This is a genomic window from Xanthomonas sp. MUS 060 (genome assembly GCF_000963215.1).
Taxonomy (GTDB): domain Bacteria; phylum Pseudomonadota; class Gammaproteobacteria; order Xanthomonadales; family Xanthomonadaceae; genus Xanthomonas_A.
Genome location: NZ_JZIM01000005.1, coordinates 96991 through 109449, shown reverse-complemented (window position 1 = coordinate 109449; position 12459 = coordinate 96991). Strand labels below are relative to the sequence as shown.

Genomic DNA, 12459 nt, shown 5'->3' with positions numbered 1-12459 from the left:
AGCGTTTCGTGGCTGCCAAAAAACCTGCAAAGAAGGCCGTCCAGGCCGTCAAAAAACCCGCCAAGCCTGTCGCCAAGGTCGCTAAGGTCGCCAAGAAAGCGACGGCCGGCGCTGCTGCTGCCAAGCCGTCGAAAAAAACGCCGGCCAAGCCAGTGGCGAAGGCTGCGCTTGCGAAGCAGCCCGCAAATAAGCCTGCGGTCAAAAAATCGGCGGGTAAGCCTGTCGCAGCCGCCAAATCCGCAATTGTCAAAAAAACGTCGGCAAAATCAGCGGCAAAATCGGCCAAGCCCGCCGCCAAATCTGTCGGCAAGTCTGCGCATGTTGCCAACAAACCGGTAGTGAAACCGGCGCCGAAGCCTGTTGCCAAGCCGGCTGCGCCTGCCGCCAAATCCAAACCGGCCGTCAAGTCCAAACCGGTCGCCGCCCCTGCGACGTCCACTTCCGTACCGACGCCGGCATCCAAGCCGGCTGCGGCCAAGCCTGTCCAGGCCAAGTCTGTCGCGCCAGCTGCGGCACCGGCTCCCAAGCCCGTCGCCGCCGCGCCCGTGACGTCTCCGGCCCCGCCACAAAAGAATCCTGTGTCCGTTTCGAAATCCTCCGCGAAAATCCCCACCAAATCCGAACCCACCCCGAAGGCGCCGGTCGCCAGGCCCACTGGCAAAGTCGCCGTGGCTGTGGCTGCCAAGTCCAGCGCGCCGGTCAAGCCAGCCAAATACAAAGTGGTCGATTACATGACCGACGAGGCGACCGGCCGTCCTATCCTGCCCAAGGGTTATAAGCCTGCGGCGGACGAGGAATACATGAGTGCGTTGCAGCAGGAATACTTCCGTCAGCGCCTGCTCACTTGGCGTGCCGATCTGGTGGAGGAATCCAAGCAGACCATCGAGAATCTGCGCGAGGAGGTCCGCGACATCGGCGACGAAGCCGAGCGTGCCACCCGTGAGACCGAGAACTCGCTGGAGCTGCGTACCCGCGACCGTTACCGCAAGTTGATCGGCAAGATCGACAGCACGCTCAAGCGCCTGGATGCAGGCGATTACGGCTACTGCGTCGACACAGGCGAGGAAATTGGCCTGGAGCGTCTGGATGCGCGTCTGACCGCCGAGCGCACGATCGACGCGCAGGAACGCTGGGAGCATTTGCAGAAGCAGCAGGGCGACTGATTCTCCACAGCCACTTCTGCGTCGCCAAGGCCCCGCACCCGCGGGGCTTTGCGTTTTCTGGTGGATCGTCGCGCCTATCCGCCGGGATCGCCTGCCGCCAAGTAGTGCGATCCGCTGGGCAAGGTGAGGTGGCGATGACGTCTGCGCCACGCACGCTCGCTGTGTCTGGTGCCATTCGCTTTGGCGTGCGCACAGTTCTCGCTGATGACGCCGATACTGCGCCCACCTTTCCCCCGCGCGGCGTTGCGGTGCATGCCCGTCACTGCAGCGAACGGATGATGCCGTGATTCAACTGCGATGCGACATACTCCACCCATGTCCTACATGCCCTTGTCATGCCACTACCGCACGCTGAGTAGATGGCGATATCGCCATGTGGTCGTTGCGCGTTCATGTCATCCAATCGTCGTTTCTGTTTGATCGTCGTTGTGAGAGTGGGTGGGCATGGGGAAGTCAATGCGTGATGCGTTCGAACGCGTGACGGCGCGGCAGCAACCGTGTCGCCGTGGTAGATGGCGCTGGCTGTTGTCCAGCGTGTTACTGCTGCTGGCGGCGATCATTGTGCTGGGGCCACGAGTCAGTGTGGTCTTGCCTCGGATCGCGGCGCCAGCGGTACCACAGGATCCGCTGGCACTACAGAAGTGGATCGATGCGCGCGAACGCGCCACGCCAGGGCTGCGGGCGGACAATCAGGCGCGCATCGTCTGGGCCGACCCGGCGCATCCGGGGCGGCGCGGCTGTGCAATGGTCTATTTGCATGGTTTTACCGCCAGCCAAGGCGAAGGGGCGCCCACGCATGTGCGTCTGGCGCGTAGCTTCGGTTGCAATCTGTATCTGCCACGCTTCCCGGGGCATGGTCTGGTTGCGGTCGATGCGTTGCGCGGTGTCGATGCCGGACGCTTGCTCGTCGGCGCCGCCGAGGCCCTGGCGGTGACGCGGGTGTTGGGCGAGCGGGTGGTGGTGATCGGCAATTCAATGGGCGGAGCATTGGCGGTGCAAGCGGTGGCTGCGAATCCGCGCCAAGTGCAGGCCCTGGTGTTGTGGTCGCCGTTGGTGCGCGAATGCGACGCAAAGTTGCAACCGATGCTGTGGCCCTGGGGCGTGCAGATGCTCGCCCTGATTTACAACGGCGGTGATCCGATCTTGCGCCATCCAGTCGAGAACGCATACTGGGCCGAGGCAACGCATGTGGATGGCTATCGTGCGTTGGCGGCACTGACGCGCGGCGGCATGCAGCCGGCGACCTACGCGCGGATCCACGTACCAGTCTTCCTGGGGTATTACTACCGCGACGCGCGACATCAGGACAAAACGGTGTCGGTGGCGTCCATGCAGGCGATGTTCAAACAGTTGGGGACATCGCCTGCGCTGCGCCAGGCGGTGAATTTTCCGATGGCGAACGACCATGTCCTGGCCTCGCCGATCCGTTCCAGGGCGGTGCCGGCGGTGTTCGCGGCGACGTGCCGGTTTTTGGCCACTCGGGCAGGGCTGGCGCAACCCTTGGGTGTGCCCGATTGCGCGCACGCGTGGAGCCATGACGTCGCGTTGTCGTCCCCCGTTGCACATTGAGCATGGCGGCGGCGCATGCGGGGCGCATTTGCTACTGCAGGTCGCGCAAATCCAACCGGCGCAGCTTGGGCGCCTTCCAGGCGGTGATGCCGACCACGCCCAGGGTGACGCAGCCTCCCAGGATCACCGCCGGCACCAGATGGATCAGCCGCGCCATGACGCCGTCGTAGAAGGCACCCAGTTCGTTCGACGAACCGATGAAAATGCTGCTGATCGACGATACCCGGCCACGCATCGCATCTGGCGTGACCAGTTGCAGGATGGTCGAGCGCACGATCACCGAGACCCCATCGCACATGCCGTAGACCAGTAGGATCGCGGCCGATAGCCAGAAGTGCCGCGACAAGCCGAAGGCGATGGTACACAGGCCAAAGCCGGCCACGGCCATCAGCAATACACGTCCGGCATTGCGTTGTAATGGATGCCGCGCCAACCACACGCCGATCAGGATCGAGCCCAGCGCTGGCGCGCCGCGCAGGATGCCCAGGCCGGTGGGGCCGTGGTGCAGAATGTCGTGGATGAAGGCCGGCAGCATCGACACCGCGCCGCCCAGCAGGACCGAGAACATGTCCAGGGCCATCGCGCCGAGCATGATCTGATTGGAGGATACGAACTGCGCGCCTTCGGCGATGCTGCGGAAGATCGGTGCGCGTGGGCCGTCATGGATCGGTTCGGCGACGCGCAACAACCACAGCGCCAGCAGTGACAGGGTGGCCGTGCCCATGGCTGTGCCGTAGGCCAGGCTTTTGCCGCCCCAGCCGACCAGCACGCCCCCCAGTGCCGGCCCGATCACCATGCCGGCCTGGAACGCGACACTGCCGATCCCGGCGCCGCGCGCATACGCTGCGCGCGGCAGCGCATGCGCGAACAGCGCGTTGTAGACCGGTGTCAGGAACGCGCGCGCTGCGCCGGTCAGCGCAATCGCCGCGTAGATTGGCCACACCCCATGCACGGGCAGCCAGCTGCGGCTCACCGCGGTCAGCACGCCAGCGGTGGCGATCAGGCCCAGGCAGGAGAGCATGCCCAGCCGGCGTCGCGGCAGGTGATCGACCAGGTAGCCGGCAAATGGGGCGATGCAGAAGAACGGCAGAATCTCGGCCAGCCCGATCAGGCCCAGCGAGAACGTATTGTGGGTGATTTCGTAGATGTGCCAGCCAACCGTGACCGCGACGATCTGGTAGGACAGCATCGTGCAGATGCGATAGCCCAGCACCAGAGGGAAGCCGGGATGCGCAAGCAAGGTGCGCAGCGTGTGCGGCGTGTGCAATGATGCGCTCATGTCTGCTGTGCGCGGGCTGTGTCTTGGATGAAGGCCAGCAGGGCGGCCAGACCGTTGCTGCGGGTCGGCGAGAGATGCTGGCCCAGGCCGATGGCCGTGACGAAGTCCGGCGCGGTGGCCAGGATGTCGGCGGCACTGCGCCCGGAGTAGATCCGCAGCACCAGGTAGATCAGCCCGGAGACGATGGCCGAATCGCTGATGGCATGAAACACCAGGCGCTCGGCGTTCCCCTCGGGCACGATCCATACCATCGACTGGCAGCCGTGCAGGCGATGTTCTTCGGTCTTCCATGCCTCGGGGAAGGCGGGGAGTTTGCGGCCCAGGTCGATCAGGTATTGGTAACGCTCGGACCAGTCGCCGAAGAAGCCGAACTCCTCGGCGATGGCGGCCTGGGCGGCGGTGGGCGTGGGTTCGAGCGGGAAATCGGTGTCGGTCACTGGCAGGGTAGGCTCAGGAGAGAGGGGGCGAGATGCCGATCAGGCACGCTTCCAGCGGATGCCTTGCGGGGTGTCTTCGAGCACGATGCCGGTGTCGGCGAGTTGTTGGCGGATGGCGTCGGCACGGGCGAAGTCGCGACGTTGCTTGGCGGCGCTGCGCTCGTCGATCAAGGCTTGGATGGACGCATCGTCCTCGTTATCGCTGCCTTTGAACCATACGCCGGGATCCTGCTGCAACAGGCCCAGGGCGAGGCCGGCACCGAGCAGGTTGGCTTTTACATGAGCAAGTTCGGCCTGTTCGGTCGGGCCAATGCGCTCGGGTTTGGACAGGATCGTCCGCGCGCGCGAGGCGAGCGCGGACAGCTCGGCCAGCGCCCGTGGGGTGTTGAGATCGTCGTCGAGCGCGATGTCCACTTCGGCCGGGATCTCCTGTTCGGCGGCATAATCGGACAGGTCGCGCAGCGTTCCATATAACCGATCCAGCGTGTTTTTCGATTGCGCGATCAGCGTCTGCGACCAGTCCAGCGGTTGCCGATAATGCGCGCTCAGCAGCGCGTAGCGCAGTGCTTCGGGCGGATGCTTGGCGATCAGCTCGTGTACCGTTTCGATGTTGCCCAGTGACTTGCTCATCTTGGCGCCGCTGAAAGTGAGCATGCCGTTGTGCAGCCAGAAGCGGGCGAAGGTGGCGCCACCGTGGGCGCACTGGCTCTGCGCGATTTCGTTCTCGTGATGCGGGAACTGCAGGTCCACGCCACCGGCATGGATGTCGATGGTCTCGCCCAGGTGCGCGGCGGCCATCGCCGAGCACTCGATGTGCCAACCCGGGCGGCCACGGCCCCATGGCGAATCCCAGCCGGGCAGGTCGTCGCTGGAGGGCTTCCACAGGACGAAGTCGCCTGGGTCGCGTTTGTAAGGTGCCACCTCGACGCGGGCACCGGCCAGCATTTCTTCAGGGTCGCGCCGCGAGAGTTTGCCGTAGTCGGCGAAGCTGGCCACTGCGAACAGCACATGCCCCTCGGCGGCGTAGGCGTGGCCGTTGTCGATCAGTCGCTGGATCATCGCCACGATCTGCGGGATGTGGGTGGTCGCTTGCGGCTCGATGTCCGGCGGGGCCACGCCCAACGCGGCCATGTCCTGCCGGTAGATGGCGGTGAAGCGGTCGGTGATCGCGCTGATCGGCACGCCCTGAGCCTGCGCGGCGGCATTGATCTTGTCGTCCACGTCGGTGATGTTGCGCGCGTAGCGCAGCCGCCCGTAGCGCCGCAGCAGCAGCTTGGCCAGCACGTCGAACACCACCGGGCCGCGTGCGTTGCCGATGTGCGCGTAGTTATACACGGTCGGGCCGCAGACGTAGAAGGTCGGGCCGGCATTGCGATCGAGTGGTTCGAAGGCATCGAGCTGGCGGGTCAGGTTGTTATACAGGCGCAGGCGCATCGGCATCGAGCATGGAGGGGCTATCGGATTCTACCGGCAGTCGTTGCGGGCTGGGTGGGCCATGCGGGCGTGGGCGTGCGTTCAGCCCGACGCAAGCCGCAATGCCTACACTGACAAGCCTGCAATCGCGAAGCTTGCTTCCAATGCGTCTAAAGCTTTTGTCGCCGCTAGTCGGCATGCTTGTTTGCGCTGCGTCGGCGTCCGCAGCGCAGGACAGCGAGACGCGTAATCGGGTGGTGGTGATCGAGAACGTCAGGCTGGAGTATGCGCAGGTGCTCAACGTGGAGCCGGTCTATCAGACCTTGCGCGCCACCCGCACCGAACAGCAGTGCGACCCGCTGCCAGCGGCGGCGCGAGAGCTGGAGCCAGAGCTGCCGAAGCCGGTTCAGGACGATAGCCGGATCGGTCGGATGATGGATTCGGTGAAGGACATTTTCAGCCGCCGGCATGAGGAGCTCGCAGCCGCTCCAACGCCTGCGGCGGCGCCATCGAGCGGACGCAATTGCAGGACGGTGACAGTCGGTCGGGAGTTCCGCCGGCCGATCGCTTACGACGTGGATTATGTCTATAAGGGCACCAAGTATCGCTCGCGCCTGCCCGAAGACCCGGGCAACCGCCTGCGCATCCGCGTGTCGGTGGTGCCATACGTGCCAGACGCGGTGGTGGTGCCGCCGCGATGAGCCCAGCTTGCGCCTGCGTCGCGCGCGTGCGAGGATGCGCGCCAATGAAAGCGAACCTGCCTCAGCATGTCCTCAGTGCCGCTTGTCTTGCCTCGGGCATGACCTCGCGTGCGCGTCGACCGGAATCCCACATTTTGGCTGGGTAACCGGGGCGTCGCTGCGTGCGTTCTGAAAACCCAGCCAGAGGCTGGGTTTTTTCGTTTTCATTGTCCGGAAAAGTTTCACCCGTAAAGAAGCTATCGCGCGCCCCGCGCATGCCATCGACTCTCGATGGTTCCTCGCAGCAAAGGATGGATCGATGTCTCTGAAGCATTTCTTGAACACCCAGGACTGGAGCCGCACCGATCTGGACGCGTTGCTGACGCAGGCGGCGCTGTTCAAGCGCAATCGTCTTGGCAATGAGCTCAAGGGTAGATCGATTGCGCTGGTGTTCTTCAATCCGTCCATGCGCACCCGCACCAGCTTCGAACTCGGTGCGTTTCAGTTGGGCGGCCATGCGGTGGTGTTGCAGCCGGGTAAGGATGCTTGGCCGATCGAGTTCGATCTGGGCACGGTGATGGATGGCGAGACCGAGGAACACATTGCCGAGGTGGCGCGTGTGCTCGGACGCTACGTGGACCTGATTGGCGTGCGCGCGTTTCCGAAGTTCATCGACTGGGCCAAGGACCGCGAAGATCAAGTGCTCAAGAGCTTCGCCAAATATTCGCCGGTGCCGGTGATCAACATGGAAACCATCACGCATCCCTGCCAGGAACTGGCCCACGCGCTGGCGTTGCAGGAACATTTCGGCACCCAGGACCTGCGCGGCAAGAAATACGTGCTGACCTGGACGTACCATCCCAAGCCGCTGAACACGGCGGTGGCCAATTCCGCGCTGACCATCGCGACTCGTCTGGGCATGGACGTGACCCTGCTGTGCCCGACGCCGGATTATCTACTCGACGAACGCTACATGGGCTGGGCCGCGCAGAATGTGGCACAGAGCGGTGGTTCGCTGACGGTGAGTCACGACATCGACAGCGCTTATGCCGGTGCCGACGTGGTCTACGCCAAGAGCTGGGGCGCCTTGCCGTTCTTCGGCAACTGGGGCCCGGAGAAACCGATCCGCGACCAGTATCAGCACTTCATCGTCGACGAACGCAAGATGGCGCTGACCAACAACGGCGTGTTCTCGCATTGCTTGCCGCTGCGCCGCAACGTCAAGGCCACCGACGCGGTGATGGACTCGCCCAATTGCATCGCCATCGACGAGGCCGAGAATCGGCTGCATGTGCAGAAGGCGGTGATGGCCGCGTTGGTGGGCCAGGGCCGGACGTGAGCGGTGACCTCCACCATCGCCGGCGGCGGCCAGTTCAACCAGGTCGTGTTGCATCCGGTTGTCACGCTGAGCGCCGGCGATCCGGCAGCCGCGCAGGCGCCGCACCGCGCCGCACATGCCGCCTGTTTCATCGCCGGTTCGGTCAACTTCCCGGTGCGCTGCGAGCCGCGCGTCGTGGTTGTCCAGTCGTTTTCCTTTTCCACCTTCCCCCAGGATCTTCGTCATGAGTAGTAAAGACATCGTTCTCGCCTTTTCTGGCGGCCTCGACACCAGCTTCTGCATTCCCTATCTGCAGGCCAAGGGCTATGCCGTGCACACCGTGTTCGCCGACACCGGTGGCGTGGATGCCGATGAGCGCGATTTCATCGAGAAGCGCGCTGCGGAATTGGGCGCGGCCAGCCACGTCACCGTCGACGGCGGCCCAGCGATCTGGAAGGGCTTCGTCAAGCCGTTCGTGTGGGCCGGCGAGGGCTATCAGGGCCAGTACCCGCTGCTGGTGTCGGACCGCTATTTGATCGTCGATGCCGCGCTCAAGCGCGCCGACGAACTCGGCACCAAGCACATCGCGCATGGCTGCACCGGCATGGGCAACGATCAGGTGCGTTTCGATCTGGCAGTCAAGGCGCTGGGCGACTACACCATCGTCGCGCCGATCCGCGAAATCCAGAAGGAGCATACCCAGACCCGCGCTTACGAGCAGAAGTATCTGGAGGCGCGCGGCTTCGGCGTGCGCGCCAAGCAGAAGGCGTACACCATCAACGAAAACCTGCTCGGCGTGACCATGTCCGGGGGCGAGATCGACCGTTGGGAAGCGCCGGGCGAGGGCACCCGTGGCTGGTGCGCGCCGCGCAGCGCCTGGCCGACCGAGCCGTTGACGGTGACGCTGACCTTTGCACACGGCGAGGCGGTGGCGCTGGACGGCAAGCCGTTGGAAGGCGCCACGTTGTTGGCCAAGCTCAACAAATTGTTCGCCCAATATGGCGTGGGCCGTGGCATGTACACCGGCGATACCGTGATCGGTCTGAAGGGCCGCATCGTCTTCGAGGCGCCGGGCCTGGTCGCGTTGCTGGCCGCGCACCGCGCGTTGGAGGATGCGGTGCTGACCAAGCAGCAGAATCGCTTCAAGCCGGACGTGGCGCGCAAGTGGGTGGAGCTTGTCTACGAAGGCTTCTACCACGATCCGCTGAAGACCGATCTGGAGGCGTTCCTGCATTCCTCGCAGACCATGGTCAACGGCGAGGTGACGCTGGAGACGCGCGGCGGTCGCGTCGATGCGGTGGCGGTGCAGTCGCCGCATTTGCTCAATGCCAAGGGCGCGACCTACGCGCAGTCGGCCGACTGGGGCGTGGCCGAGGCCGAGGGTTTCATCAAACTGTTCGGGATGAGCTCCACGCTGTACGCGCAGGTGAATCGCTGAGCGACGAGAGTCCCGCTTCTTGATGTGAGAGAAGCGGGCCTTTCATTCGTTCAAGTGATGTTATGTTGCATAGCAGGTAACGCAAATGACAGTGGCAATTTTCTCTTTCTTCGGCATCATCGTCGGCGCTGCACTCCAGTATTTCTTCTCCCGCCATTTGGATAGCCTTCGTGCTCATCGAGATGCTCGGACAAATGCCTACACTGACTACCTGCGTTGCTTAAGCGAGAGTATCAATCCAGATCAGACGAGATCATCTGATGGTCATGAAATTTTGGCCGGTATCATGGACGCTAAATGTCGTACTTGCTTGTACGGATCATATGAGGCGATTGCTGCGTTCGCTCATTTTGATAAGCTGGGCGGAGCTATGGAAAATCCTGAGCAACAGGCAGCATTTATTAATATGGTCTCAATCATGCGTCGTGACTCCACAAAATCAGCTGCCGTAGCTGCCGCTGATTTACAAGCTATTTTGTTTGGGGTTGGTCGGCATGCAGCATAAAATTTAGTTTAAGCCGATGCTGCTTCGTTACCTGGCTTATTCAGATTTTCGACCGCCTAGTGTATGAAGCTGTGTCGCCTATCCTCAAATAGATCCCACGGCATCTCTTCCCACGGTGGGAGGAGGTGCTTCCCTCCGCGCCTAGTTGGTCGCCACCGCGTCCATCCAATCGAACCGACATGACCGACCTGCTCGATTCCACGCTGACGCATCTGCAAACACTGGTGTCCTTCGACACCCGCAACCCGCCGCGCGCGATCACCACGGCTGGCATCTTCGACTATATCCGCGCGCAACTGCCGGGTTTCCGAGTCGAGGTGATCGATCACGGTGCCGGCGCGGTCAGTCTCTACGCGGTGCGTGGTGCGCCGAAGTACCTGTTCAACGTGCACTTGGACACCGTGCCGGACTCCCCGCACTGGAGCGCCGATCCGCACGTCATGCGTCGCACCGAGGATCGGGTGATCGGCCTGGGCGTATGCGATATCAAGGGCGCGGCGGCCGCGCTGATCGCCGCGGCCAATGCCGGCGATGGCGATGCCGCTTTCCTGTTTTCCAGCGACGAAGAAGCCAACGACCCGCGTTGCATTGCCGCGTTCCTGGCGCGCGGTATTCCCTATGACGCCGTGCTGGTGGCCGAGCCGACGATGAGCGAGGCGGTGTTGGCGCATCGTGGCATCAGTTCGGTGCTGATGCGTTTCGCTGGCCGAGCCGGGCATGCGTCCGGCAAGCAGGATCCGTCCGCCAGCGCGCTGCACCAGGCGATCCGCTGGGGCGAGCGCGCATTGAATCATGTGGAATCGCTGGCGCATGCGCGCTTCGGCGGCCTCACCGGGCTGCGTTTCAACATCGGCCGGGTCGAAGGTGGAATCAAGGCCAACATGATCGCGCCGGCAGCCGAGCTGCGCTTTGGTTTCCGTCCGTTGCCGTCGATGGAGGTGGGCGCATTACTGGCAACGTTCGCCGGCTTTGCCGATCCGGTGGCCGCGCATTTCGAGGAAACTTTCCGTGGGCCGAGCCTGCCATCCGGCGACATCGCCCGGGCCGAGGAGCGCCGCTTGGCCGCGCGCGATATCGCCGATGCGTTGGAACTGCCGATTGGCAATGCGGTGGACTTCTGGACCGAAGCCTCGCTGTTTTCCGCAGGTGGTTATACCGCGCTGGTGTATGGCCCAGGCGATATCGCCCAGGCGCACACCGCCGACGAGTTCGTGACGCTGGCGCAGTTGCAGCGCTACGCCACCTCTGTTCATCGCATCCTCAACGGCGCGCGCTGATCCGCGCGTCCACTGTGCCCGACCCCACTGGATTTTTTCGGACATCCCTTTCTGCCATGCACGCCAACCGTCAAACCCGTCAAACCATCGTGCGCCTGCTTTCGAGCATGGCGAGCGCGAAGGAAATCAGCCAGTATCTGAAGCGTTTCTCGCAGTTGGACGCCAAGCGTTTCGCCGTGGTCAAGGTCGGCGGCGCGGTGCTGCGCGACGACCTGGAAGCGCTGACTTCATCGCTGTCGTTCTTGCAGGAAGTGGGGCTGACGCCGATTGTGCTGCACGGTGCCGGCCCGCAACTGGATGCGGAACTGGCCGCAGCCGGAATCGAAAAACGCACCGTCAATGGCCTGCGCGTGACTTCGCCGGAAGCACTGGCGATCGTGCGTCGGGTGTTCCAGACCTCGAACCTGAAATTGGTCGAGGCACTGCAGCAAAACGGTGCGCGTGCCACCTCGATCACCGGTGGAGTGTTCGAGGCGCACTACTTGGATCAAGCCACGTATGGCCTGGTCGGCGAAGTCACCGCGGTGAACTTGGCGCCGATCGAGGCCAGTCTGCAGGCCGGCTCGATTCCGGTCATCACCAGCCTGGGTGAAACCCCCAGTGGACAGATTCTCAACGTCAATGCCGATATCGCCGCCAACGAACTGGTGCGGGAGTTGCAGCCGTACAAGATCATCTTCCTCACCGGCACGGGTGGCTTGCTCGACGAGTGCGGCACGGTGATCGACTCCATCAATCTGTCCACCGAATATGCCCATCTGATGCAGCAGCCGTGGATCAACGGCGGCATGCGGCTGAAGATCGAGCAGATCAAGGATCTGCTGGACCGGCTGCCGTTGGAGTCGTCTGTGTCGATCACCCGCCCGGCCGATCTGGCCAAGGAATTGTTCACCCATAAAGGCTCCGGCACCCTGGTGCGACGTGGCGAGAGGGTGTTGCGCGCGACCTCGTGGCAGGAGCTGGATATGCCACGCTTGAAGACGCTGATCGAATCCAGTTTCGGTCGCACGCTGGCGCCGGACTATTTCGATACGACTCGGTTGCTGCGCGCCTACGTCAGCGAGAACTATCGTACCGCGGTCATTTTGACCAACGAGGATGGTTACACCTACCTGGACAAGTTCGCGGTGCTCGACGACGCACAAGGCGAGGGCCTCGGTCGCGCGGTGTGGAATGTGATGCGCGAGGAAACCCCGCAACTGTTCTGGCGTTCGCGGCACAACAACCAAGTCAACATTTTTTACTACGCCGAATCCGACGGCTGCTTCAAGCAGGAGAAGTGGAAGGTGTTCTGGTACGGGCTGGAGAATTTCGAGCAGATCCAGCACTGCGTAGCGCACTGCGCCACACGCACGCCGACCTTGCTGGGATGAACCCGGC

Annotated in this window: 11 protein-coding genes and 1 pseudogene; 9 read left to right on the top strand and 3 right to left on the bottom strand. The window is 63.3% G+C overall.

All coding sequences use genetic code 11. The features are described 5' to 3' along the window. Positions 1-8: 8 nt before the first annotated feature. Both dksA and XANALMUS060_RS07680 read left to right on the top strand, forming a co-directional pair. Positions 9-1163, top strand: coding sequence for an RNA polymerase-binding protein DksA (dksA, locus tag XANALMUS060_RS18465; RefSeq protein WP_082064974.1), 1155 nt, complete (start codon positions 9-11; stop codon positions 1161-1163). A 444-nt stretch (positions 1164-1607) separates the two neighbouring features. After that, positions 1608-2732 carry an alpha/beta hydrolase gene (locus XANALMUS060_RS07680; protein ID WP_235430403.1) on the top strand — a complete coding sequence of 375 codons (1125 nt, stop codon included), beginning with the start codon at positions 1608-1610 and terminating at the stop codon, positions 2730-2732. A gap of 31 nt (positions 2733-2763) precedes the next feature. Here XANALMUS060_RS07680 and XANALMUS060_RS07675 read toward each other — a convergent pair whose 3' ends face one another. From XANALMUS060_RS07675 to cysS, 3 genes are read right to left on the bottom strand one after another with little or no spacing between them, the layout of a single operon-like run. After that, positions 2764-4011, bottom strand: a complete 1248-nt coding sequence (locus XANALMUS060_RS07675; protein ID WP_045737884.1) for an MFS transporter — start codon at positions 4009-4011, stop codon at positions 2764-2766. Then, the gene (locus XANALMUS060_RS07670; RefSeq protein WP_045737883.1) at positions 4008-4448 is read right to left on the bottom strand and encodes a SufE family protein; all 441 of its coding nucleotides are present in this window, start codon (positions 4446-4448) and stop codon (positions 4008-4010) included. Before XANALMUS060_RS07670 ends, XANALMUS060_RS07675 begins: the two co-directional genes overlap by 4 nt. A gap of 39 nt (positions 4449-4487) precedes the next feature. Then, a complete protein-coding gene (cysS, locus tag XANALMUS060_RS07665) occupies positions 4488-5882 on the bottom strand; it encodes a cysteine--tRNA ligase (RefSeq protein ID WP_045737882.1) in 1395 nt (464 codons plus the stop codon). Positions 5883-6025: 143 nt separating this feature from the next. Here cysS and XANALMUS060_RS07660 point away from each other — a divergent pair, with 143 nt between their 5' ends. The 7 genes and pseudogenes from XANALMUS060_RS07660 (at position 6026) to XANALMUS060_RS07635 (ending at position 12452) form a co-directional block, all read left to right on the top strand. Beyond that, complete coding sequence (locus XANALMUS060_RS07660; RefSeq protein WP_045737881.1) at positions 6026-6562, top strand: hypothetical protein; 537 nt, start codon at positions 6026-6028, stop codon at positions 6560-6562. A gap of 298 nt (positions 6563-6860) precedes the next feature. Continuing rightward, on the top strand, positions 6861-7880 hold the full coding sequence (locus XANALMUS060_RS07655) for an N-acetylornithine carbamoyltransferase (protein WP_045737880.1): 1020 nt from the start codon (positions 6861-6863) through the stop codon (positions 7878-7880). A 27-nt stretch (positions 7881-7907) separates the two neighbouring features. After that, a pseudogene (locus XANALMUS060_RS07650) lies at positions 7908-8111 on the top strand (hypothetical protein); the annotation flags it as partial. Next, positions 8104-9297 (top strand): argininosuccinate synthase, encoded by a 1194-nt coding sequence (locus XANALMUS060_RS07645; protein WP_045737879.1) that lies wholly within the window; start codon positions 8104-8106, stop codon positions 9295-9297. The pseudogene XANALMUS060_RS07650 and the gene XANALMUS060_RS07645, both read left to right, overlap by 8 nt. A gap of 85 nt (positions 9298-9382) precedes the next feature. Further along, entirely contained in the window at positions 9383-9802 is a 420-nt protein-coding gene (locus XANALMUS060_RS19735) for a hypothetical protein (protein WP_152640429.1), read from the top strand. A gap of 179 nt (positions 9803-9981) precedes the next feature. Next, positions 9982-11079: an acetylornithine deacetylase gene (locus XANALMUS060_RS07640; protein WP_045737878.1), complete on the top strand. Its 1098-nt coding sequence runs from the start codon at positions 9982-9984 to the stop codon at positions 11077-11079. Positions 11080-11135: 56 nt separating this feature from the next. Beyond that, positions 11136-12452 (top strand): acetylglutamate kinase, encoded by a 1317-nt coding sequence (locus XANALMUS060_RS07635; protein WP_045737877.1) that lies wholly within the window; start codon positions 11136-11138, stop codon positions 12450-12452. The last annotated feature ends 7 nt before the right edge of the window (positions 12453-12459 follow it).

Coding starts and splice junctions, on each gene's coding strand:
- XANALMUS060_RS07640 (WP_045737878.1), top strand. CDS start 9,982: ATGACCGACCTGCTCGATTCCACGCTGACGCATCTGCAAACACTGGTG.
- cysS (WP_045737882.1), bottom strand. CDS start 5,882: ATGCGCCTGCGCCTGTATAACAACCTGACCCGCCAGCTCGATGCCTTC.
- XANALMUS060_RS07675 (WP_045737884.1), bottom strand. CDS start 4,011: ATGAGCGCATCATTGCACACGCCGCACACGCTGCGCACCTTGCTTGCG.
- XANALMUS060_RS07655 (WP_045737880.1), top strand. CDS start 6,861: ATGTCTCTGAAGCATTTCTTGAACACCCAGGACTGGAGCCGCACCGAT.
- XANALMUS060_RS07680 (WP_235430403.1), top strand. CDS start 1,608: ATGGGGAAGTCAATGCGTGATGCGTTCGAACGCGTGACGGCGCGGCAG.
- XANALMUS060_RS07660 (WP_045737881.1), top strand. CDS start 6,026: ATGCGTCTAAAGCTTTTGTCGCCGCTAGTCGGCATGCTTGTTTGCGCT.
- XANALMUS060_RS07635 (WP_045737877.1), top strand. CDS start 11,136: ATGCACGCCAACCGTCAAACCCGTCAAACCATCGTGCGCCTGCTTTCG.
- XANALMUS060_RS07645 (WP_045737879.1), top strand. CDS start 8,104: ATGAGTAGTAAAGACATCGTTCTCGCCTTTTCTGGCGGCCTCGACACC.
- XANALMUS060_RS19735 (WP_152640429.1), top strand. CDS start 9,383: ATGACAGTGGCAATTTTCTCTTTCTTCGGCATCATCGTCGGCGCTGCA.